The sequence below is a fragment of the Aeromicrobium sp. WCS2018Hpa-31 genome, assembly GCF_031843905.1.
In the GTDB taxonomy this organism is placed as follows: Bacteria; Actinomycetota; Actinomycetes; order Propionibacteriales; family Nocardioidaceae; genus Aeromicrobium.
The window spans coordinates 1-20,136 of sequence record NZ_JAVTJF010000012.1; the positions used below are offsets into that span (position 1 = coordinate 1).

The window sequence follows — 20,136 nt, forward strand, 5'->3', positions numbered from 1 at the left end:
CCCCCCCACGACGCAGCTCCGAGCTGCGACCCGGCCGTCGTCCAGGCCGCTCTCACGAAGGCCGAGGCCGACGCGCGCGCAGCGCAGAAGGCCTACGTCACCCACACGCGGACCGCCATGAAGGCCCTCGTCAAGAAGGTCAAGGCCGACGAGACCGCCGAGGCGCGTGCGGCGGCTAGGAAGGCCGGCCGTCTGACGGCGGCTGCCGCGAAGGACCCCGCGCTGCGTGATGCAGCGAAGGCGGCGCGGGCGACGGCGCGGGTGGAGGCCAAGGAGGCCGCACGCGCGCAGCGGGCGTCCTTCGCGACGCTCCAGCGCCAGGTCAAGGCCGACCGCGCGACGCTCAAGGCGGCCTGGACCACCGCGAAGGCCGCCCTCGCGACGCAGAAGCAGATCGCCGAGGACTGCGCCGAGGCGCCCGAGGCGCCCGAGCCGCCCGTGGTCGAGGCCCCCGCGCCCGCCTGACCCGCGCTGGGTGGCGCCACCGCCGCCGCCGTGTGCCGGAGATTCCCAGGTCGACCTGGGAATCTCCGGCCACGCCGGGTCTTCTCATCCGTGCACGGGGAGCATTCCGTGCACGGATGAGTTCTCCGCTTGTCGTGGGAGGTTCCGAACCCCTCGTGGGTCGCCGCGGCGTCGCATGGTCTTCTCAGCGGTGCACGGAGAGGTCTCCGTGCTTCGATGAGGTTCCCGTGCGTCGCGAAGGATTCCCAGGTCGACCTGGGAATCTCAGGGACGACGTGACCGGGAACAAGTTGAAGGTTGAACTAGTTGATGGGAGTATCGAGGCAAGGAGGCTCCCATGAGCAGCATGCAGTTCGGCATCTTCACCGTCGGTGACGTCACGCAGGACCCGACCGACGGCACGAGGCCCACCGAGAACGCGCGCCTCAAGGCGCTGGTGGAGATCGCGAGGAAGACCGAGGAGGTCGGGCTCGACGTCTTCGCGAGCGGGCAGCAGCACAACCCGCCGTTCGTCACCACCTCGCCGACGACGCTCATGGCCTACATGGCCGCGCAGACCGAGCGGATCGTCTTCTCCACGGCCATCGCGCAGATCACCACGAACGACCCGGTCAAGCTGGCCGAGGACTACGCGGTCCTGCAGCACCTGTCCGACGGGCGCGTCGACCTCATGCTAGGGCGCGGCAACTCCGCCCCCGTCTACTCCTGGTTCGGGCAGGACCCGACGCGCGCGGTGGAGCTGACGGTCGAGAACTACCAGCTGCTGCGACGGCTGTGGGACGAGGACGTCGTGGACTGGGAGGGCCAGTTCCGCACGCCGTTGCGCGGCTTCACGGCCACGCCCCGCCCGCTCGACGGCGTGCCGCCGATGGTCTGGCACGCGTCCATCCGCACGCCCGAGGTGGCCGAGCTGGCCGCGTACTACGGCGACGGCTACTTCGCCAACAACATCTTCTGGCCCAAGGAGCACTACATCCGGCTGATCAACTTCTACCGGCAGCGCTTCGCCCACTACGGCCACGGCGAGCCCGAGCAGGCGATCGTCGGGCTCGGCGGCCAGGTGTTCATGCGCAAGAACAGCCAGGACGCGATGCGTGAGTTCCGCCCCTACTTCGACAAGGCGCCGGTCTACGGCCACGGCCCGAGCCTGGAGGACTTCACCGCGCAGACGCCGCTCACCGTCGGCAGTCCGCAGGAGTTCATCGAGAAGACGCTGACGTTCGCCGACTACTTCGGTGACTACCAGCGCCAGCTGTTCCTCGTCGACCACGCCGGTCTGCCGCTGAAGGAGGTGCTGCACCAGATCGACATGATCGGCGAGGTGCTGCCCACCCTGCGGGCGGAGTTCGAGGCGCGACGTCCGGCCGGCGTCCCCGACGCGCCCACCCACGCGTCGCGCGTGGCCGCGCGGGACACGGCGGAGGCCGAGCGGGACCTCGACGCGGGAGCCCACGCATGACCCGCGTCGTCATCGTCTCCGCCGGGCTAGGCTCGCCGTCGACCACACGGCTGCTCGCCGACCAGATGGCCGCGGGCGTCCGTCGAGCCGAGCCGGGCGCGTCCGTCGAGGTCGTCGAGCTGCGACCGCTGGCCCACGACGTCGTCGACGCGACGCTCACCGGGTTCGCGTCGCCGCGTCTGCAGCACGTGATCGACCAGGTGGGCGCAGCCGACGCCCTCGGGTTCGTCACCCCGATCTTCCAGGCGTCCTACAGCGGCCTGTTCAAGTCGTTCGCCGACGTGCTCGAGCCCGACCAGCTGATCGGCAAGCCGGTGCTCCTCGGCGCCACCGGCGGCACCGCGCGCCACTCGCTGGCCGTCGAGCACGCGATGCGGCCGCTCATGGCCTACCTGCAGGCCGTGCCCGTGCCGACCGGCGTGTTCGCGTCGCCGCACGACTGGAGCGCCGAGGGCGAGGGTGCGCTCACGTCGCGCGTCGACCGCGCCGTCGGCGAGCTGATGTCGCTGCTGGGCGGTGCGGGTACCGGACGCACGCGTGACGACGAGATCGACCTGTTCAGCGAGACCATGCTGAGCATCTCCGATCCGAGCCGCGGCGCCTGAGGACCTTCCGCGTCCCGCCCACCGGGGCTACCGTCGGAGGATGTGCCGCAACATCCGCGTGCTCCACAACTTCGAGCCGCCGACCACCGACGACGAGGTGCGCGAGGCCGCCCTGCAGTTCGTGCGCAAGGTGAGCGGGTCGACGAGACCCTCGCAGGCGAACGCCGAGGCGTTCGAGCAGGCCATCGACGAGATCGCGGCCGCCACGCGCACGCTCCTCGACGGCCTCGTGACCAAGGCGCCACCGAAGAGCCGTGAGGCCGAGGCGCTCAAGGGACGGGCGCGGCACGAGAAGCGCATGGAGCGCGAGGTGCGGATCCGCACGGCGGTCGAGTCGGCGTAGGGCGCGTCGCACGGGCACTCGGCGCTCGGCGCTAGGCGCTAGGCGCTCGGTGGCGAGGCTGCGCTGCTGACGGTCGGGCCTGGGGTGGGGCTGCGCTGCTGTGGCTCGGGTTCGGGGTGGGGCTGCGCTGCTGTGGCTCGGGTTCGGGGTGGGGCTGCGCTGCCGCAGCTCGTCGTCGAGGTGCTCTCCGAAAGGCCTCGACGGGGCAGGGGGCGTCGGCGCGATCGAGCCCACCGGCCGCGCCCCCATCGGTGGATCCTCAACCTCAGGAGCGGCGCTGCGGTTGAGGATCCACCGATGGGGGGGGTCCGGACGCGGTGGGGTGGTGGATCCTCAACGCCAGAAGGGTTGCTGCGGTTGAGGATCCACCGATGACGGCTCGGGCGGTGACGTCTCCACCGTTCAGCGAGCCGCGCGGTGTGGATTCCACCGTCTCAGCGCCGAGACGGTGGGATCCGCACCGCTGTTCCGGGCCTGACCGCTCTTTTCGGTGGAGGATCCACCGCTCGGGGCGGCGCGACGGAGGCCCGCAGGCCCGGCCGACGCGCTGGGAGTCGCCCGGTCGAGGCCCTCTCGGAGACCGAGCCCCACGCCCACCCGCGCCGACGCAGCCCCGCGCCCACGGGGAGCCGCGCCGGCGCAGCCCGACGAAGCCCAGCAGCGGGCAGGGCGCGACACTCGTGAGGCCCGACTCCCTCAGAGGTGCTCGACGAACCACTGCGCCGTCAGGTCGCGGCCGACGAGGTCGCCGAACGACAGGGTGCCGAGGCCGCCGCCGGTCGTGTGCTCCTGGCCGGGCAGCTCGACGTAGCGCGTGGTCGTCCCGGCCTGTCGTGAGGCACGGGCGAAGTCACGCACCGGTCCCGGCAGGATCAGGTGGTCCGCGCTGCCCTGGTAGATCAGCAGCGGCGGGTTGCCGCGGCCGAGATGGTTCACGGAGTCGGTGAGCTCGTAGCGCTCGGGGAACTCCTCGGGCGGGCCGCCGACGTACTGGTCGCCGTAGGCGCGGCCGAGGCCGGACTGGTCGTAGGCGGCCGAGCCGTCCACCGCGGGGTAGCCGGCGACGACCGCGGAGACCTCCGGGAGCTCGCCGCGGGTCCGGCACGACGGGTCGAGCTCGTCGAGGGCGCCGAGGTTGGCGGCGTTGATCGCCAGCTGCCCCCCGGCGGAGTCGCCCATGGTGCCCACCCGCTCGGGGTCCAGGCCGACGCCGGGACCCTCGGTGGTGACCCACGTGAGCGCACAGCCGACGTCGGCGACGGCGGTGTCCCACGTCTGACGTTCGGGGCTGGCCAGGCGATAGCTGACGTCGAGCACCGCATAGCCCTGCTCGAGCAGCGGCGGGTAGTACGGGCTGGGTGCCGGGGCGCCACCCGTGAAGCCGCCTCCGTGCACGTAGACCACCACCGGGACGCCGTCGCCGTCGTCGGCCTCGTCGGGGAGGTAGAGGTCGGCGTCGAGGTCCGTGCCGTCGACCGTGCCGACGGTGACGCTGCGATCGGGGGCGACCGTCCCCTTCAGGAACGGGACGACAGGAGCGAAGACCCCGACGTCCGCGCCCGCCTGCCTGGCGTCGACCACCTGGTACGACCACAGGCCGAGCGACGACGCCGCCACGACCGCAGCCAGGACGGGCGCGGGTCGCAGCAGGCCGCGGCCGCGCCGCCGGGAACCGCGAAGCACCAGTGCCACCAGGGCGACGGTCAGCACGACGTTCCACACGCCGAGCGCGTCACGCACCACGCCGCAGGCCAGGATCACGTACTGCACCGGCCAGTACTGCAGTGCCGGGACCCACCACGCAGGCGACGTCCACGCCACCAGCTGGCCGAGGGCCACCACCGTCAGGAGCAGCGCGACGATGACGCGGCCCACGCCGCGCACCACCGCCCCGACCCGCGAGTGGTCCTGCTGCACGTCGTCTCCTCGCTGTCGGCTTCCGGCCGCCGACGGTACCGGCGGGTGACGACGCCCGCGACCCGGACGGCGCCGCGGGCCTGCCACGCGTGGCGACGGCGATACCGTGTCCCGATGAGCTCCAGCGTGACCGACAAGGTGCTCGCCATCCTGGGGGCGTTCGACGCGCGCCACCGTGAGCTCACGCTCAGCGAGATGGCCCGACGGGCCGGGGTCACCCTGCCGACCGCGCACCGTCGCGCGGCCGAGCTGGTCGAGTGGGGTGCGCTCGAGCGCGACGCCGCCGGTCGCTTTCGGATCGGCCTGCGGCTGTGGGAGGTCGGGTCACTGGCTCCTCGCGCGCCCGGTCTGCGCGAGGCCGCGCTGCCCTTCATGGAGGACCTGTACCTGGTCACGCGCCAGAACGTGCAGCTGGCCGTCCGTGACGACGTGGAGCTGGTCTTCGTCGAGCGGATCGCCGGCAGCCTCGCCGTCCCCGTGCTCACCCGGGTCGGGGGCCGCTTCCACCTGCACGCCACGGGCGTCGGTCAGGCGCTGCTCGCCCACGCGCCGACGGAGGTGCAGGAACGGGTGCTCGCCGGCGACCTGCCCCGCTACGCCTCCGGCACCCTCACCGACCCCGACGCCCTGCGCCGCGAGCTGGCCGAGGTCCGACGCCGGGGCTACGCGGTCTCGCAGCGCGCCGTCACCGAGGACGCGACGTCGGTGGCCGCCGCGGTCCGTGACGGGCGCGGTGAGGTGGTGGCGGCCGTCTCGATCGTCGTCGAGGCCACCTCCGCCCGCCCCCGCGAGCTGGCGCCCTACGTGCTCACCGCGGCGCAGGGCATCTCCCGCGCCCTCGGCGCCATCGGGTCTTCCAGTCACTGAAAACGGCGTGGTCCGGGTCACAGGGTCGCGACGAGACTGAGGGTGCCGACCGAAGGAGCCCGCCATGTCGCTCGAGACGCCCGAGACCGTCACCGCCAAGATCTTCCCGCACCCGCTGAACGCCTGGTACGCCATCGCCTGGGACCACGAGGTCACCAGCAAGGAGCCGATGTCGCGCACCGTGGCCGGCAAGCCGGTGGTGCTCTACCGCACCGCGGACGGACGCCCCGTCGCGCTCGCCGACGCCTGCTGGCACCGCCTCGCACCCCTGTCGATGGGCAAGCTCGTCGGCGGCGACGAGATCCAGTGCCCGTACCACGGGCTGCGCTACAACTCCGCCGGCCGTTGCACCCAGATGCCCGCGCAGCGCACCGTGAACCCCTCGGCGATGGTGCCGTCGTTCCCGGTGGAGGAGCGGTACCGCTACGTGTGGATCTGGCCGGGCGACATGACCCTGGCCGACCCCGACCTGATCCCCGACATGAGCCAGATGACCGACCCGGAGTGGGCGGGCGACGGCGAGACCATCCACGCGGCCTGCAACTACCAGCTCATCCTCGACAACCTGATGGACCTCACCCACGAGGAGTTCGTGCACGGCGCGAGCCTGGGCCAGGCCGAGCTGAGCGAGTCCGGCTTCCACACGAAGCTCGAGGAGGACGGCAGCGTCACCGTGACGCGCTGGATGCACGACGTCGAGCCGCCGCCGTTCTGGCGCAAGAACATGCGCGACAAGTTCCCCGACTTCGAGGGGCTGGTCGACCGCTGGCAGATCATCCACTACTACGCACCGTCGACGATCTGCATCGACGTGGGCGTGGCGAAGGCGGGCACGGGCGCCGACCAGGGCGACCGCAGCCAGGGGGTCAACGGCTACGTCATGAACACGATCACGCCCGAGACCGACCGCTCGTCGCACTACTTCTGGGCGTTCATGCGCAACTACCGCCTGGAGAGCCAGACGATCACCACGCAGCTGCGCAACGGCGTGCACGGCGTCTTCGGCGAGGACGAGGTCATGCTGCAGGCGCAGCAGGCCAACATCGACGCCAACCCGGACCACGAGTTCTACAGCCTCAACATCGACTCCGGCGGCATGTGGGTCCGACGCATCCTGGACCGCATGCTCGAGGCCGAGAAGGCGGGCCTGGAGCCCGGTCGACCCACCGCCGACGAGCTCGTGGGCTCCGGCTCCACGGAACGGTGAGGAGGGACCGATGAGCTCGGACCCCCGTCCGGTCTTCGCCCCGGCCCGCGTGGTGTCGACCTCGCCGGCGACCGACCGCATCCAGCGCATCACGCTGCAGCGCCCGCCCAGCCGCAAGGCGGCTCCGGGCACCCACGTGGACGTGCGGGTCCGCACCCCCAAGGGTGAGGACGTGCGGTCGTACTCGGTCGTGGAGTCCAACGCCGACGGGTCCCTGCTGACCGTCTCGGTCATGCGGGCCCAGGCGTCGCGAGGTGGTTCGGTGTTCATGCACGGGCTCGTCGAGGGCGACGAGCTGGCCTGCACCCAGCCGCTGCAGAACTTCGAGCTGCGTCCCGGTGCGCACCGGTACGTGCTGCTGGCCGGCGGTGTCGGCATCACGGCCGTCATCGAGATGGGGCGGGTGCTGCACCGTCTCGGTCAGGACTACCGGTTCGTGTACGTGGGACGCAGCCGCGCGCAGATGGCGTACCTGGACGAGCTGGCCGCCCTGCACGGCGACCGGCTCGAGGTGCACGCCGACGACGAGGGATCCGCACTCGACGTGGAGGCACTCGTGGCCGGGCTGCCCGAGCAGGGGCGCACCGAGGTCTACATGTGCGGTCCCATCCGGCTCATGGACGCGGTGCGACGCTCGTGGCTCGCTCACGGCCGACCGGTGGCCGACCTGCGCTACGAGACGTTCGGCAGCAGCGGCTGGTTCGAGCCGGAGGCGTTCGAGGTCGAGATCCCCGAGCTGGGCCTGCGCACGGTCGTCGAGCCCGACTCGAGCCTGCTCGAGTCCCTCGCCGCCGCCGGCGCCGACATGATGTACGACTGCCGCAAGGGCGAGTGCGGGCTCTGCGAGGTGCGCATCGGCGCGCTCCAGGGGCGGGTCGACCACCGCGACGTCTTCCTCAGCGACGACGAGAAGTCCACCGACGCGACGCTGTGCATCTGCGTCTCGCGCGTGGCCGGACCGGCCGACGGCGGCACGGGGCGGCTCACCCTCACCCTCTGAGCCCTCGCCCTCGCATCTGAGCCACGAGCGGTCACGTCGCGCTGCCTCGCCCCCGGTCGGGCAGCACGACGTGACCGCGGCTCGGTGTCACGTCAGGAGCGGGACGTCCAGGCGCTCGCGCAGCTCGTCGACCGTGCAGCCGAACGTGTCGACCACGTGCACGCCGTCGGACCGCAGGTCGAAGACCGCGTGGTCGGTGTAGACACGGCTGACGCAGCCCACGCCGGTGAGCGGGTAGGTGCACGACGGCACGAGCTTGCTGGTGCCGTCCTTCGCGAACAGCGTCATCATCACCAGCACGTCCTTGGCCCCGATGGCCAGGTCCATGGCCCCGCCGACGGCGGGGATGGCGTCGGGAGCGCCGGTGTGCCAGTTGGCGAGGTCGCCCTCGGCACTGACCTGGAACGCGCCGAGCACGCACACGTCGAGGTGCCCGCCGCGCATCATGGCGAACGAGTCGGCCTGGTGGAAGTAGGAGCAGCCGGCCGTCTCGGTCACGGCGATCTTGCCGGCGTTGGTGAGGTCGGGGTCGACCTCGTCGCCGCGAGCGGCCGGGCCCATGCCGAGCATGCCGTTCTCGGTGTGCAGGACCACGCCGGACTCGACGTCGAGGTGGTCGGCCACCAGGGTCGGCTGGCCGATCCCGAGGTTCACGTACGAGCCGGAGGGGATGTCACGGGCGATGCGGGCGGCCAGCTCGTTCTTGTCCAGCGGCGCGCTCATGCGGGCACCCCGGTCGCCGACGCGGTCGCGGCGGAGAGGTCGAGGACGCGGTCGACGTAGATGCCCGGTGTCACCACGGACTCGGGGTCGAGCGCACCGGCCTCGACGACGGCCGAGACCTCGACGATCGTGGTGGCGGCCGCCGTGGCCATGACGGGACCGAAGTTGCGGGCCGTCCTGCGGTAGACGAGGTTGCCCGCCCGGTCGGCGAGGTGGGCGCCGATCAGCGCCACGTCGCCGCGGATCGGCAGCTCGAGCACGTACTCGCGCCCGTCGATCGTCCGCGTCTCCTTGCCCTCGGCCAGGAGCGTGCCCACGCCGGTGGGGGAGAAGAACGCCCCGATGCCGGCGCCGGCCGCGCGCATGCGCTCGGCCAGGTTGCCCTGCGGCACGACCTCCAGCTCGATCTCGCCGGCCCGGTAGAGGCCGTCGAACACCCACGAGTCGTGCTGGCGGGGGAAGGAGCAGACGACCTTGCGCACCCGCTTGGCGGCGAGCAGGGCGGCGAGTCCGGTGTCGCCGTTGCCGGCGTTGTTGCTCACGATCGTGAGATCGGTCGGCCCGGCCTCGATCAGTGCGTCGATCAGGGTCACGGGCATGCCGGCCATGCCGAACCCGCCCACCAGCACGGTGTCGCCGTCGGCGATCGCCGACACGGCGTCGACGGCGTCGGTGTGGAACGAGGTGCGGCTCATGAGGCTCCCCTCGCGTGTGGGTTCTCGAGCACCACGGCCAGGCCCTGGCCGACGCCGATGCAGATGGCGGCGACACCCCAGCGCTCGTCGCGCTCGCGCAGCACGTGCGCGAGGGTGCCGAGGACACGGGCGCCCGACGCCCCGAGCGGGTGGCCGATCGCGATCGCACCGCCCTTGGTGTTGACGATGTCGGGGTCGATCTTCCAGGCGTCGACGCACGCCAGCGACTGCACGGCGAACGCCTCGTTCAGCTCGACGGCACCGACGTCGTCCCAGGTGATGCCGGCCCGGTCCAGGGCCATCTCGGCGGCGGCCACGGGGGCGAAGCCGAAGCGCTGGGGCTCCAGGGCGGTGGCGCCCCGACCGGCGATGCGGGCGAGCGGCTCGCCCAGGTCGGCCCGGTCCGAGCCGATCACGAGGGCGGCGGCGCCGTCGTTGAGCGGTGAGGCGTTGCCGGCGCTGATGGTGCCGTCGGGCCGGAACGCGGGCTTGAGCCCGGCGAGCTTCTCGGCCGTGGTGCCGGGCCGGATGCCCTCGTCGCGGTCGAGGTCGATCCCGGGGACGGGCACCACCAGGTCGGCGTAGAACCCGTCGGTCCAGGCGGCGTCGGCCAGGGCGTGGGAGCGAGCGGCGAACGCGTCCTGCCGCTCGCGGGAGATGCCCAGCGCGTCGGCCAGCTGCTCGTTGCACTCACCCAGGGAGACGGTCCACTCGGCGGGCATGCGCTCGTTGACCAGCCGCCAGCCCAGGGTCGTCGAGACGGCCTCGACGTTGCCGGCCGGGAAGGCGCGCGACGGCTTGGGCAGGACCCAGGGAGCCCGGGTCATGGACTCGACGCCGCCGGCCACGACGACGTCGGCGTCGCCGGACTCGACGGTGCGCGAGGCGATCATGGCGGCGTCGAGGCTCGAGCCGCACAGGCGGTTGACGGTGGTGGCGGGCACGGTGACCGGCAGCCCGGCCAGCAGCACCGCCATGCGACCGACGTTGCGGTTGTCCTCGCCGGCGCCGTTGGCGTTGCCCCACACGACGTCGCCGATGCGGTCGCGGTCGAGGCCGGGGACCGCGTCGAGCACCCCGGCCAGCGCCGCGGCGGCCAGGTCGTCGGGCCGGACACCGGCGAGTGCGCCGTTGAAGCGCCCGAAGGGCGTGCGGGCGGCGGCGTAGAGGTACGCGGCGGTCATCGTGCTCCTTTCGTTCGCTCAGCGAACGGACGTTCGTCCAACGAACGTCATGAGTCTAGACCGCCGTGACGCGCCCCACAACCCTCGGCCGGACCCTCAGCCCGTGGCCTGCTGCGCGGCCAGGTCGGCCCCGATGGCTCGGGCGGACTCCAGCAGCGGGTCGCGCGCGCGGTCGATCTGCGGGGTGTCGTCCATCGTGGCCGCCGAGACGTTGAGCGCGGCGACGGCGGTGCCCCGGCCGTCGAGGATGGGGGCGGCCATCGAGGTGAGGCCGCGCTCGAGCTCCTGGTCCACCAGCGCCCAGCCCTGAGTGCGCACACGCTCCAGCTCGCGCCGCAGCTCCGCCGGCTCGTGGATCGTGCGGGGTGTCAGCGGCCTGAGGTCGGTGCGCTCGAGGACCGCGTCGAGCGTCGCGTCGTCGAGGGCGGCGAGCAGCACGCGACCCATCGACGTCGCGTAGGCCGGGAACCGCGTGCCCACCGCGATGCCGACGCTCATGATGCGGCGGGTGGCCACGCGGGCCACGTAGACGATGTCGGTGCCGTCGAGCACCGCGACCGACGTCGACTCCCCGACCTGTGCGGACAGCGCCTCCAGGTGCGGCTGGGCGATCTGCGGCAGGCCGAGCCCGCTCAGGTAGGCCGTGCCGAGCCCGAGCACCTGCGGCGTGAGGGCGAAGGACTTGCCGTCGGTGCGCATGTAGCCGAGCTCGACGAGGGTGTGCAGGAACCGTCGGGCCGTGGCCCGGCTGTACCCGGTGCGCTGGGCCACCTGCGCCAGCGTCATCTCCGGGTGGTCGGCGTCGAAGGCGACGATCACCTCGAGCCCGCGCGCCAGCGACTGCACGAACTGGTCCCCGGGGCCGGGCGTTCCGGGTGTGAGGCTCATGGAGGTCAGCGTAGTGAGCGGCGCCGGCTCAGGACGGCTCGTCCTCGGCCAGCACGCCCTGGGCGATCCGGAAGGCCGTGTTGGCGTCGGGGACGCCGCAGTAGATCGCCGCCTGCAGGAAGACCTCGGCGATCTCCTCGTCGGTCAGCCCGTTTCGCTTGGCCGCCCGCACGTGCATGGCCAGCTCCTCGTGGTGCCCGCGCGCCACGAGGGCGGTGAGGGTGATGAGCGAGCGGCTGCGGCGGTCCAGTCCCGGGCGGGTCCAGACGCTGCCCCAGGCGTACTGCGTGATGAGCTCCTGGAAGTCGGCGGTGAACGGCGTGGTGCCGGCGACCGCACGGTCCACGTGGGCGTCGCCCAGCACCTCGCGGCGCACCGCCATGCCGGCGTCGTGCACCTCGCGGGTGGTGGGGGAGTCGGTGCCGGTCTGGTGGGGGCTGTCGTTCATGGACGGTGTCCTCCTGCGTGGTCGGTCAGGAGCCGGGCCACCTCGACGGGTGCCTCGGCCGGGGCGAGGTGCGCGACGTCCTCGAGGACCTCGAAGCGGCCCTGCTGCACGCCGTCGGCGACCGCGGCCAGGCTCTCCGGCGGGGTGGGCTGGTCGAGTCGGCCGGCCACGGCCAGCACCGGCACGGCGATCTCGTCGAGGCGGTCGGTCACGTCGAAGGCGGCCAGCGCCTCGCAGACGCGGGCGTAGGAGGAGGCATCGGCGTCCTGCAGCGCGTGCAGCAGGGCCGAGCCGACGGCGGGCTCGCGCTCGAGGAAGCCGGGGGCGAACCAGCGCTGCGCCGACCCCGCCACCACGGCGCCGGTCCCGGAGGCGCGCACCGTCGCAGCTCGCTCGTGCCAGCTCTCGGGGGTCCCGACGACGGCGCCGGAGCACAGGACGGTCAGCGACGCGAGCCGGTGCGGCGCGTCGAGGGCGAGCTGCAGCCCCACGCATCCGCCGACGGAGTCGCCGGCGTAGCCGACCGGTCGGTCGGGGGAGAGCTCGTCGGCGAGCGCGAGGACGCCGGAGGCCAGGTCGGCCATCGAGAACGGCTCGCCGACGGGCGTCCCGTGGCCGTGTCCGGGCAGCTCCCAGCCGACCACGCGGTGGTGCTCGTGCAGCAGGGTGGCTGCGGCGCCCCACAGGGTGGTGGCGGACGTGCCGAGGGACGGACCCACCAGCAGGACGGGAGCGTCGACCGCGCCCGCGAGCGGCACGCCGGTCAGCCGGAGCGTCATGCGTCGTCCCCTCGTGCGATCGAACGGGCCCGGTCGATCGCGGCGTCGGTGAGCTCGCCGGCGGCGCCGGTGTAGGCGCTCGCGACGGGGCGACGACCGGTGAGCGCCGTCATCGAGCGCTGCTCGGCGTCGACTCCCTCGGCCGCGCCGAGGTGGGCGGCCATGCGGTCGGTGTCGAGGTGCAGGCCCCGCAGGAGGTCGGTGGCCTGCCCGGCTGCCACCACCGTCCGTCGGCCGAGGAGCTGGAGCGTGGACCACTCGGCGTGCCAGGCGCCGTCGGGTCGTTCGTCGACGTTCGTGGCGGCGGCGAGGTGCAGGGTCGAGGCGAGGGCCGGCGCGGTCAGCGCGGCGCGACGCAGGAGCACGGACAGGACGGGGTTGCTCTTGTGCGGCATGGTCGAGGACCCGCCGCCGGCACCCTCGGCGAGCTCGCCGATCTCCGGGCGCGACAGCGTGGCGACGTCGGCGCCGATGCGGCCCCACGCGTCGGTGCAGGTGGTGAGCGCGTCGCCCACACGCGTGACGAGCGAGCGGGACGTGTGCCACGGCGTCGTCGCGGGCAGGTCGAGCGCGGCGGCGCAGCGTCGCACCAGGTCGAGGGCACCGGCGGTCGAGCCGGAGAGCTCCACGGGCGCTGCGAGGGTGCCCGCCGCTCCGCCGACCTGGACGGCCAGGCGGCCGCGGGCGGAGTCCACCTCGTCCCACGCGTCGGCCAGGACCGTCAGCCAGGTCGCGATCTTGACCCCGACCGTCAGCGGGACGGCGTGCTGGGTCAGGGTGCGGCCGACCATGGGGTCGTCGCGGTGCCGCTCGGCGAGGTCGGCCAGCTGCTCCAGCTGGGCGCGGAGGTCGAGGTCGACTCGGGCCAGCGCGTCGCGCACGCAGAGCACGATCGCCGTGTCGAGCACGTCCTGGCTCGTGAGCCCTCGGTGCACCCACGTCGCGACCGGCTCGTCCGCGCGCTCACGCAGCAGGGCGACCAGGCCGATGACCGGGTTGCCGCCTGCCTCGGCCCCGCGCGACAACGCCTCGACGTCGGCCGACCCGACGAGGGTCGCCAGCGAGACGTCACCGCTCGCCGGGGCGACACCGGAGCCGGTGAGCGCGTCGAGCCACGCCTGCTCGACCGCCACCATCGCGGCGAGGAGGGCGTCGTCGTCGAGCAGGCCGTCGGCGCGCTCCGCGCCGGGCCAGAACAGGTCACTCATGCAGCCACCCCGTGACGCTCGTGTGCGCGCTCATGCGCTCAGTGTCCCGGATAGGTCAGGAAGACCGTCTCGCCCTCGCCCTGCAGCCGGACGTCGAAGCGGTAGCCGACCGCGTCGGGCGCGGCCACCAGCGTGCTCCGCCGCGACGGATCGACCGACGACAGCAGCCGGTCGCCCGCGAGGGCGGTGGCGTCGTCGGGCAGGTAGGCGCGGGTGAAGAGCCGGTTCATCAGCCCGCGGGCGAAGATCGTCAGCAGGAAGAACGGAGCCTGACCGTCCTCGGTGGGTGCGGGCCGCAGGGTCGTGAAGCCGTACCCTCCCGCGTCGTCGGTCGAGGACCGTCCCCAGCCGGTGAACGTCCAGCCGTCCCGTCGCAGCGAGCCCGGCCGCTGCGCCACGGTGCCGTCGGCGTCGGCCTGCCAGAGCTCCAGGATGGCGTCGGGGACGGGGTTCCCGGCCCCGTCGGTCACGGTGCCGTGCAGACGGATGGCGTCGGCGCGGCCGGGCGGCACCAGCTCGCTGTCCTTCTCGAAGGGGAGTGCGTACCCGAAGAACGGGCCCACGGTCTGGCCGGGCGTGGCGGGCAGGTGCGTCATGAGGCGTCGTCTCCGGTCTCGGGCTCGGTGTCGGACTCCAGCGGCGTGCGGTGGCTGCCGGTCAGGACGATGTCCCAGCGGTAGCCCGTGGCCCACTCGTGGGTGGTGACGTCGTGGTCGTAGCTGGCCACGAGTCGCTCGCGCTCCCTCGGGTCGACGATCGACTGGTAGATCGGGTCGAGCGCGAAGAGCGGGTCGCCCGGGAAGTACATCTGCGTCACGAGCCGCTGGGTGAAGTCGGTGCCGAACAGCGAGAAGTGGATGTGGGCGGGCCGCCACGCGTTGCGGTGGTTCTTCCACGGGTACGGGCCCGGCTTGATGGTCGTGAACCGGTAGGTGCCGTCGTCGTCGGTGAGGCAGCGACCCACGCCGGTGAAGTTCGGGTCGACGGGCGCGGGGTGCTGGTCGCGCTTGTGGATGTAGCGACCACCCGCGTTGGCCTGCCAGACCTCCACGAGCTGGTGGCGCACGGGCCGACCGTCGCCGTCGACCACCCGACCGGTCACGACCATCCGCTCCCCGATCGGCTCGCCGCCGTGCTGGATCGTCAGGTCGGACTCGAGAGCGTGCACGTCGCGGGGTCCGAAGCACGGCGACCACAGCTCGACGGACTCCGGGTCGGCGTGGTGCAGGTCCTTCGTGGGGTGCCGCAGGAGGCTGCTGCGGTACGGCGCGTAGTCCAGCCGAGGCTGCGTCTCCTCGCGGTCGCCGCGCTCGTAGTCCGCGCTGATCGCGGCCATCTCGGCGTCCATGTCGCGCTGCGTCACCGCGGCGCCGTCGGGGTTGGTGTCGATCGGGGCCATGGTGCCGGACGCTAGGGCGCGTGGCCCGCGGTGTGGAACACTTGACTTTCGGCCAGCGGAAGTCTGGCGGCACGCGGAGGGGATCTCGATGGCCGGCAACACGTCGTCTCCCGGCGCCTCGGTGACGTCGCGGGTGCTGGCCCTGCTGGGCGCGTTCGACGAGCACCATCGCGCCCTGACCCTCACCGAGCTGGCGCGCCGGGCCGACGTGCCCGTGCCGACGGCCCACCGCCTCGTGGCCGAGCTGGTGGCCGGTCAGGCGCTGGCTCGTGTGCCGTCAGGGGAGTACGTGGTGGGTCGACGGCTGTGGGACGTCGGGCTGCTCGCGCCGGTCGAGGCGGGGCTGCGTCGGGTCGCCGAGCCGTTCCTGCACGACATCCACGCGGCGACCCGCGCCACGGTGCACCTGGCGGTGCGCGACGGCGACGAGGTGCTGTACCTGGAGCGCATGTCGGGCCGAGCGTCCGTCCCGGTCGTCAGCCAGATCGGGTCGACCCTGCCGCTGCACTGCACCGGCGTGGGCAAGGTGCTGCTGGCGCACGCGCCGCCCGACGTCCAGGCCAAGGTGCTCCGGTCACCGCGTCGCCTGACGCGCTACACGATCACCCAGCCGGGCCTGCTCCAGCAGCAGCTGCAACGGGTCGTGCGCGACGGGTACGCCACCACGACCGAGGAGATGACGCTCGGCGCGTGCTCCGTGGCGGTCCCGGTGTGGCAGCGCGACGAGGTCGTGGCCTCGATCGGGGTGGTCGTCGGCTCGCTCAAGCGGGACCGCTCCCGCATGGTCGCGGCGCTGCAGGTCGCAGCGCAGGGCATCGGCCGCTCCCTGGGCTGAGGTCACCGTCGGGAGCGATGGCGGCGATAACGTTATCGCCAGGGCGGTCTCTGGTGATGACTGTGCGGACCGCGCAGGTCGATCAGCGCACTATCGACTAGAGCGGGTACTGCGCGGGCTCGGCCTGCATCGTGATCCAGCGGGTCTCGGTGAAGGCCTCGAGGTTCGCGCGCGCCCCGCCGTGGCGCGAGCCCGTGCCGGAGGCGCCGACGCCGCCGAAGGGGCTGTTGGCCTCGTCGTCGACCGTCTGGTCGTTGATGTGGACGATGCCCGACGGAATGCGCTCGGCCAGGGCGAGGGCGCGCAGCGGCTGGGCCGTCACGATGCCGAGCGAGAGGCCGTAGTCGGAGTCACCGGCCAGCTTCACCGCCTCGTCGTCGTCGGCGAACGACACCACCGAGGCGACGGGACCGAAGACCTCCTCGCTGTAGGCGGGCGCGTCCAGCGGCGGACCGGCCAGGACCGTGGGCCGCACGAAGAGACCGTCGGCGGTGCCGCCCGCGCGCAGCTGCGCACCCATCTCGACGCTGCGGTTCACGAGGTCGAGGATCTTGTCGCGCTGGCCCTCGTCGATGACCGGGCCGAGGTGGACCTGCCCGGTCGGGTCGCCGACCACCATCGAGTCGGCCTTGGCGGCGAGCTTCTCGACGTACTCCTCGTACAGGCTCTCGTGCACCAGGTGACGACCGATCGTCATGCAGATCTGGCCCTGGTGCAGGAACGAGCCCCAGGTGGCCATGTTCACGGCGGCATCGACGTCGGCGTCCTCCAGCACGACGTAGGCGGAGTTGCCACCCAGCTCCAGGTGGGCGCGCTTGAGGTGCCTGCCGGCCAGCTCGCCGACGATGCGTCCGGCACCGGTGGACCCGGTGAACGCGATGACCCGGACGTCGGGCTCGGTGACCATGGCCTCGCCGACGTCGGCGCCGCCGGGCAGCAGCTGCAGCAGGCCCGGCGGCAGGCCGGCCTCCTCGAAGATGCGCACCATCGCGACGCCACCCGTCACGGCCGTGCGCGGGTCCGGCTTGAGGAGCACGGCGTTGCCCAGCGCGAGGGCGGGTGCCACGGCGCGGATGCCCAGGATGATCGGCACGTTGAAGGGTGAGATGACGCCGACGACGCCCACGGGCATCCGCTGGGCGAAGGACAGGCGGGGCTTCTCGCTGGCCAGCACCTCGCCGAGGGGGTGGGAGGGCAGCGACCCGGCCTCGCGGCACTCGGCCGCGGCCACGTGCACGGCGAACCCGGCCATGGGGCCGATCGCCCCGACCTCGCGGCTGTTCCAGCCGATGATCTCCTCGGCGTGGGCGTCCCAGAGGTCGGCGGCGCGGTGCAGCACGGCCGCGCGCTCGGGGTGGGAGAGAGCGGCCCACGCGCGCTGGGCGACGACGGCCGACGCGGTGGCCCGGGTGACGTCGGCGGGTGAGGCGCCACCGATGGTGCCGAGCGAGGCGCCCGTGGCGGGCTCGACGACGTCGATGTCGGCACCGCCGCCGGCGACCCACTGGCCGTCGAGGTGGATCCTGCCGTGGAAGGCCTGCGGGTCGATGAGCGTCATGCGATGTCTCCTGCGGGTGGGGGAGCGGGGGTGCTGCCGACGCTAGCGGGGTGACGGCCGTCACCCGCGAGGTCGCTTCCGTCCAGCGGAAGGATGCATTTCCCACCTCCGGCGCGGACCGCTCCACTGGTCCCCATGACCTCACCCGACCTGATCCGCACCGACGTCGTCATCATCGGCGCAGGGCCCGCCGGCATGCTTCTCTCCCACCTCCTCGCCGCCGACGGCGTCGAGTCGGTGGTGGTGGAGACCCGGTCCGCCGAGTACGTCGCGGCGCGCATCCGGGCCGGCATCCTCGAGCACTCGACGGTCGACCTCCTGAGGCAGCACGGGTTGGCCGACCGTCTCGAGCGCGAGGGCGACGAGCACCGGGGCATCTACCTGGCCTGGCCCGGCGAGAAGCACCACGTCGACTTCGTGGACCTGGTCGGCCGCAGCGTGTGGGTCTACGGCCAGACCGAGGTGCAGAAGGACCTCGTGGCGGCACGTGAGGCGGCCGGGCAGCAGGTCCTCTACGAGTGCGGCGACGTGACGCTGCACGACCTGGAGTCCGACGCGCCCTTCGTCGAGCTCGTCCACGAGGGTCGCACCGTGCGGGTGCAGGGCCGCGTGGTCGCGGGGTGCGACGGGTCGTTCGGACCGAGTCGGGCCGCCGTGCCCGAGGGTGTCCGCACGACCTGGGAGCGGGTCTACCCGTACTCCTGGCTCGGGATCCTCGCCGACGTCGCGCCGTCGACCGACGAGCTCATCTACGCCTGGCACCCCGACGGCTTCGCGATGCACTCGATGCGGTCGGCGACCGTCAGCCGGCTCTACCTGCAGGTGCCCAACGACACGCCCGTGCAGGAGTGGAGCGACGACCGCATCTGGACGGCGCTGGCCGAGCGGCTGGGCCACGGCCACGACGGGTGGGAGCTCACGCCAGGCCCGATCACGGAGAAGAGCGTGCTGCCGATGCGCAGCTACGTGCAGACGCCGATGCGCCACGGCTCGCTGTTCCTGGCCGGCGACTCCGCGCACATCGTGCCGCCGACGGGGGCCAAGGGCCTCAACCTCGCCGTGGCCGACGTCGGCCTGCTGGCACCCGCCCTCGTCGACCTGGTCCGCAAGCGGGACACGCGTCTCGCCGACGAGTACTCCGACGCCGCCCTGCGCCGGGTCTGGCGCTGCACCCACTTCTCGTGGTGGATGACGACGATGCTCCACACCGCCGGCGACGCGTTCGACACGCAGCTGCAGCTGTCACAGCTGCGCTGGGTGGCCTCGAGCGAGGCCGGCCGCGCCGGTCTGGCCGAGAACTACGCGGGGCTTCCCATCGGATTCTGAGCCCGCGCCCAACCACTCCGGCCGCGGGTCTCGTGCGTTCGGCGCGGGAGCCACGGGGCCGGCCCACGCCTCGGGCATCCCGCTCGAGCGCGGGAGGACCACCACCGCGGCGGGACGAGCCCGACCTACCTCGAGCCCAGCCCCCGGATCGCCCGCGGCGGGTCTGGTCATGGACTGCTGGGTGGCGGTAACCTCCCATCGGCTCGTGCACCAGAGTCACCGTCCCGATCCAGGTCAGGGCGTGGCGGGCTCAACCAAGGGGGTAGGTCCTGTGCGTTCATCGTCATGGCTCATCGGAACCGCGGCCGCCGTGCTCGCTACCAGCGTCGTGGTCACGTCGCCCGCGAGCGCGATCGGCTACAGCGGCAAGCTCAACATGTGGCAGCACGACGCCTACAAGGGTCAGCTCGAGGCCCGAACGGGAGACGACGTCAACCTCCACAACGACTCCTGCCCAGGGTGCGACCCGGGGCCGGGCGGCAACTTCGGCGACGACATGTCCAGCTACGTGAACAACACCGACCGCTGGTGGTTCTTCTACACCGACCGCAGCGATGCCTCGGGCTCCGGGGACCAGCTGTACTGCGTGCGACCACGCAGCAAGGACGGCAACCTCGGGAACAACGGCTGGAGCAACCTCGAGGACGAGATCTCCAGCGTCATCAAGGGGCCGACCGGCAAGTTCGGCGACGCCAACCCCAACGTCAACATCACCTGCAAGCGCTACATCGGCCACCGGATCTGAGCGCTTGCCAACAGGCTCGTCCCGGGCCACCTGGCACGACGTGGACCGCCGTAGTGGGCCCCCGACCGGCGGCGGCTCCTACGGTCGAGACCGCAGCCGTCGGGGCGGCCCTGCGGCAGGTTCTCCGGAGGCAGACCGTCCTTGGAGACGACCCGCTCGGCGACCAGACGGAGCCTGACCCGCGTCGGTCGTGCCGAGAACCGTGAGGAGAGCGTGGACGGGGTCTACGCGGTGGGCGCCGCCGCGGTCGTGACCGGGCGCGTGCCCGTGGCCGTGACCGTCTCCGCGCCGAGCGGGCGCGCGGACGACGAGCGCGTGGCGGCATGGTGCCTGGCCGTCCGGGAGGCGGCTGCGGCCCTGGGCACAGCGCTCACGCGAGGCTAGTGCGACGGTCGCCCCGAGCAGGCCCGTGCAGCGGTCCGCCCGCTCGAACCATGTCGTTCACTGAGTGAAAGCCCCTTGGCACGAGTGTGACCCGTGGCATA

At 72.7% G+C, this 20,136-nt stretch carries 21 protein-coding genes and 1 pseudogene; 11 read left to right on the top strand and 11 right to left on the bottom strand.

What is annotated here, in order from left to right; translation table 11 throughout:
* The 4 genes and pseudogenes from RQG84_RS15390 to RQG84_RS15405 form a co-directional block, all read left to right on the top strand.
* Window positions 1-465, top strand: a pseudogene (locus RQG84_RS15390) (hypothetical protein); the annotation flags it as partial.
* Between the two features lie 346 nt (window positions 466-811).
* Window positions 812-1,924: an LLM class flavin-dependent oxidoreductase gene (locus tag RQG84_RS15395; protein ID WP_311210839.1), complete on the top strand. Its 1,113-nt coding sequence runs from the start codon at window positions 812-814 to the stop codon at window positions 1,922-1,924.
* Window positions 1,921-2,529: a CE1759 family FMN reductase gene (locus tag RQG84_RS15400; RefSeq protein WP_311210720.1), complete on the top strand. Its 609-nt coding sequence runs from the start codon at window positions 1,921-1,923 to the stop codon at window positions 2,527-2,529. Before RQG84_RS15395 ends, RQG84_RS15400 begins: the two co-directional genes overlap by 4 nt.
* A gap of 40 nt (window positions 2,530-2,569) precedes the next feature.
* Window positions 2,570-2,872, top strand: a complete 303-nt coding sequence (locus RQG84_RS15405; protein WP_055961366.1) for a DUF2277 domain-containing protein — start codon at window positions 2,570-2,572, stop codon at window positions 2,870-2,872.
* A 696-nt stretch (window positions 2,873-3,568) separates the two neighbouring features.
* Here RQG84_RS15405 and RQG84_RS15410 read toward each other — a convergent pair.
* Window positions 3,569-4,789, bottom strand: a complete 1,221-nt coding sequence (locus RQG84_RS15410) for an alpha/beta hydrolase (RefSeq protein ID WP_311210721.1) — start codon at window positions 4,787-4,789, stop codon at window positions 3,569-3,571.
* Window positions 4,790-4,903: 114 nt separating this feature from the next.
* On the opposite strand from RQG84_RS15410, the gene RQG84_RS15415 reads away from it, so the two are divergent.
* The 3 genes from RQG84_RS15415 to RQG84_RS15425 all read left to right on the top strand — a co-directional run bounded on the left by RQG84_RS15415 (window position 4,904) and on the right by RQG84_RS15425 (window position 7,863).
* On the top strand, window positions 4,904-5,656 hold the full coding sequence (locus RQG84_RS15415; RefSeq protein ID WP_311210722.1) for an IclR family transcriptional regulator: 753 nt from the start codon (window positions 4,904-4,906) through the stop codon (window positions 5,654-5,656).
* 64 nt (window positions 5,657-5,720) lie between these two features.
* On the top strand, window positions 5,721-6,863 hold the full coding sequence (locus RQG84_RS15420) for an aromatic ring-hydroxylating dioxygenase subunit alpha (RefSeq protein ID WP_311210723.1): 1,143 nt from the start codon (window positions 5,721-5,723) through the stop codon (window positions 6,861-6,863).
* Between the two features lie 10 nt (window positions 6,864-6,873).
* Window positions 6,874-7,863, top strand: a complete 990-nt coding sequence (locus RQG84_RS15425) for a PDR/VanB family oxidoreductase (protein WP_311210724.1) — start codon at window positions 6,874-6,876, stop codon at window positions 7,861-7,863.
* A gap of 87 nt (window positions 7,864-7,950) precedes the next feature.
* Here the strand turns inward: RQG84_RS15425 and RQG84_RS15430 are convergent, their stop codons facing one another.
* The 9 genes from RQG84_RS15430 to pcaH all read right to left on the bottom strand — a co-directional run bounded on the left by RQG84_RS15430 (window position 7,951) and on the right by pcaH (window position 15,187).
* Window positions 7,951-8,586: a 3-oxoacid CoA-transferase subunit B gene (locus RQG84_RS15430; protein WP_311210725.1), complete on the bottom strand. Its 636-nt coding sequence runs from the start codon at window positions 8,584-8,586 to the stop codon at window positions 7,951-7,953.
* Window positions 8,583-9,281: a 3-oxoacid CoA-transferase subunit A gene (locus RQG84_RS15435; RefSeq protein WP_311210726.1), complete on the bottom strand. Its 699-nt coding sequence runs from the start codon at window positions 9,279-9,281 to the stop codon at window positions 8,583-8,585. Before RQG84_RS15435 ends, RQG84_RS15430 begins: the two co-directional genes overlap by 4 nt.
* Complete coding sequence (locus tag RQG84_RS15440) at window positions 9,278-10,465, bottom strand: thiolase family protein (protein WP_311210727.1); 1,188 nt, start codon at window positions 10,463-10,465, stop codon at window positions 9,278-9,280. Before RQG84_RS15440 ends, RQG84_RS15435 begins: the two co-directional genes overlap by 4 nt.
* Before the next feature lie 96 nt (window positions 10,466-10,561).
* Complete coding sequence (locus RQG84_RS15445) at window positions 10,562-11,353, bottom strand: IclR family transcriptional regulator C-terminal domain-containing protein (protein WP_311210728.1); 792 nt, start codon at window positions 11,351-11,353, stop codon at window positions 10,562-10,564.
* A gap of 28 nt (window positions 11,354-11,381) precedes the next feature.
* A complete protein-coding gene (gene pcaC / locus RQG84_RS15450; protein ID WP_311210729.1) occupies window positions 11,382-11,801 on the bottom strand; it encodes a 4-carboxymuconolactone decarboxylase in 420 nt (139 codons plus the stop codon).
* Window positions 11,798-12,580, bottom strand: a complete 783-nt coding sequence (locus RQG84_RS15455; protein ID WP_311210730.1) for an alpha/beta fold hydrolase — start codon at window positions 12,578-12,580, stop codon at window positions 11,798-11,800. Before RQG84_RS15455 ends, pcaC begins: the two co-directional genes overlap by 4 nt.
* Window positions 12,577-13,788, bottom strand: coding sequence for a lyase family protein (locus RQG84_RS15460; RefSeq protein ID WP_311210731.1), 1,212 nt, complete (start codon window positions 13,786-13,788; stop codon window positions 12,577-12,579). The genes RQG84_RS15455 and RQG84_RS15460 overlap by 4 nt, the downstream gene beginning before the upstream one ends.
* A 38-nt stretch (window positions 13,789-13,826) precedes the next feature.
* Window positions 13,827-14,384 (bottom strand): protocatechuate 3,4-dioxygenase subunit alpha, encoded by a 558-nt coding sequence (gene pcaG / locus RQG84_RS15465; protein ID WP_311210732.1) that lies wholly within the window; start codon window positions 14,382-14,384, stop codon window positions 13,827-13,829.
* Window positions 14,381-15,187, bottom strand: coding sequence for a protocatechuate 3,4-dioxygenase subunit beta (gene pcaH / locus RQG84_RS15470; RefSeq protein ID WP_311210733.1), 807 nt, complete (start codon window positions 15,185-15,187; stop codon window positions 14,381-14,383). Before pcaH ends, pcaG begins: the two co-directional genes overlap by 4 nt.
* 88 nt (window positions 15,188-15,275) lie before the next feature.
* On the opposite strand from pcaH, the gene RQG84_RS15475 reads away from it, so the two are divergent.
* Complete coding sequence (locus tag RQG84_RS15475; RefSeq protein ID WP_311210734.1) at window positions 15,276-16,022, top strand: IclR family transcriptional regulator; 747 nt, start codon at window positions 15,276-15,278, stop codon at window positions 16,020-16,022.
* Between the two features lie 97 nt (window positions 16,023-16,119).
* Here the strand turns inward: RQG84_RS15475 and RQG84_RS15480 are convergent, their stop codons facing one another.
* Window positions 16,120-17,580, bottom strand: a complete 1,461-nt coding sequence (locus RQG84_RS15480; RefSeq protein ID WP_311210735.1) for an aldehyde dehydrogenase family protein — start codon at window positions 17,578-17,580, stop codon at window positions 16,120-16,122.
* A gap of 135 nt (window positions 17,581-17,715) precedes the next feature.
* Between RQG84_RS15480 and RQG84_RS15485 the strand changes: the two genes are divergently transcribed.
* From RQG84_RS15485 to RQG84_RS15495, 3 genes are all read left to right on the top strand, one after another.
* Window positions 17,716-18,906, top strand: a complete 1,191-nt coding sequence (locus RQG84_RS15485; protein WP_311210736.1) for a 4-hydroxybenzoate 3-monooxygenase — start codon at window positions 17,716-17,718, stop codon at window positions 18,904-18,906.
* Window positions 18,907-19,216: 310 nt separating this feature from the next.
* Complete coding sequence (locus RQG84_RS15490; RefSeq protein WP_311210737.1) at window positions 19,217-19,651, top strand: peptidase inhibitor family I36 protein; 435 nt, start codon at window positions 19,217-19,219, stop codon at window positions 19,649-19,651.
* 141 nt (window positions 19,652-19,792) lie between these two features.
* Window positions 19,793-20,035 (top strand): IclR family transcriptional regulator C-terminal domain-containing protein, encoded by a 243-nt coding sequence (locus RQG84_RS15495; RefSeq protein WP_311210738.1) that lies wholly within the window; start codon window positions 19,793-19,795, stop codon window positions 20,033-20,035.
* Window positions 20,036-20,136: the final 101 nt, after the last annotated feature.

What these genes read in the sequence shown, in the direction of transcription:
- RQG84_RS15425 (WP_311210724.1), top strand. Translation starts at nt 6,874, where the DNA reads ATGAGCTCGGACCCCCGTCCGGTCTTCGCCCCGGCCCGCGTGGTGTCG.
- RQG84_RS15480 (WP_311210735.1), bottom strand. Translation starts at nt 17,580, where the DNA reads ATGACGCTCATCGACCCGCAGGCCTTCCACGGCAGGATCCACCTCGAC.
- RQG84_RS15475 (WP_311210734.1), top strand. Translation starts at nt 15,276, where the DNA reads ATGGCCGGCAACACGTCGTCTCCCGGCGCCTCGGTGACGTCGCGGGTG.
- RQG84_RS15400 (WP_311210720.1), top strand. Translation starts at nt 1,921, where the DNA reads ATGACCCGCGTCGTCATCGTCTCCGCCGGGCTAGGCTCGCCGTCGACC.
- pcaG (WP_311210732.1), bottom strand. Translation starts at nt 14,384, where the DNA reads ATGACGCACCTGCCCGCCACGCCCGGCCAGACCGTGGGCCCGTTCTTC.
- RQG84_RS15455 (WP_311210730.1), bottom strand. Translation starts at nt 12,580, where the DNA reads ATGACGCTCCGGCTGACCGGCGTGCCGCTCGCGGGCGCGGTCGACGCT.
- RQG84_RS15460 (WP_311210731.1), bottom strand. Translation starts at nt 13,788, where the DNA reads ATGAGTGACCTGTTCTGGCCCGGCGCGGAGCGCGCCGACGGCCTGCTC.
- RQG84_RS15420 (WP_311210723.1), top strand. Translation starts at nt 5,721, where the DNA reads ATGTCGCTCGAGACGCCCGAGACCGTCACCGCCAAGATCTTCCCGCAC.
- RQG84_RS15435 (WP_311210726.1), bottom strand. Translation starts at nt 9,281, where the DNA reads ATGAGCCGCACCTCGTTCCACACCGACGCCGTCGACGCCGTGTCGGCG.
- pcaH (WP_311210733.1), bottom strand. Translation starts at nt 15,187, where the DNA reads ATGGCCCCGATCGACACCAACCCCGACGGCGCCGCGGTGACGCAGCGC.
- RQG84_RS15430 (WP_311210725.1), bottom strand. Translation starts at nt 8,586, where the DNA reads ATGAGCGCGCCGCTGGACAAGAACGAGCTGGCCGCCCGCATCGCCCGT.
- RQG84_RS15445 (WP_311210728.1), bottom strand. Translation starts at nt 11,353, where the DNA reads ATGAGCCTCACACCCGGAACGCCCGGCCCCGGGGACCAGTTCGTGCAG.
- RQG84_RS15405 (WP_055961366.1), top strand. Translation starts at nt 2,570, where the DNA reads ATGTGCCGCAACATCCGCGTGCTCCACAACTTCGAGCCGCCGACCACC.
- RQG84_RS15395 (WP_311210839.1), top strand. Translation starts at nt 812, where the DNA reads ATGCAGTTCGGCATCTTCACCGTCGGTGACGTCACGCAGGACCCGACC.
- RQG84_RS15485 (WP_311210736.1), top strand. Translation starts at nt 17,716, where the DNA reads ATGACCTCACCCGACCTGATCCGCACCGACGTCGTCATCATCGGCGCA.
- pcaC (WP_311210729.1), bottom strand. Translation starts at nt 11,801, where the DNA reads ATGAACGACAGCCCCCACCAGACCGGCACCGACTCCCCCACCACCCGC.
- RQG84_RS15415 (WP_311210722.1), top strand. Translation starts at nt 4,904, where the DNA reads ATGAGCTCCAGCGTGACCGACAAGGTGCTCGCCATCCTGGGGGCGTTC.
- RQG84_RS15440 (WP_311210727.1), bottom strand. Translation starts at nt 10,465, where the DNA reads ATGACCGCCGCGTACCTCTACGCCGCCGCCCGCACGCCCTTCGGGCGC.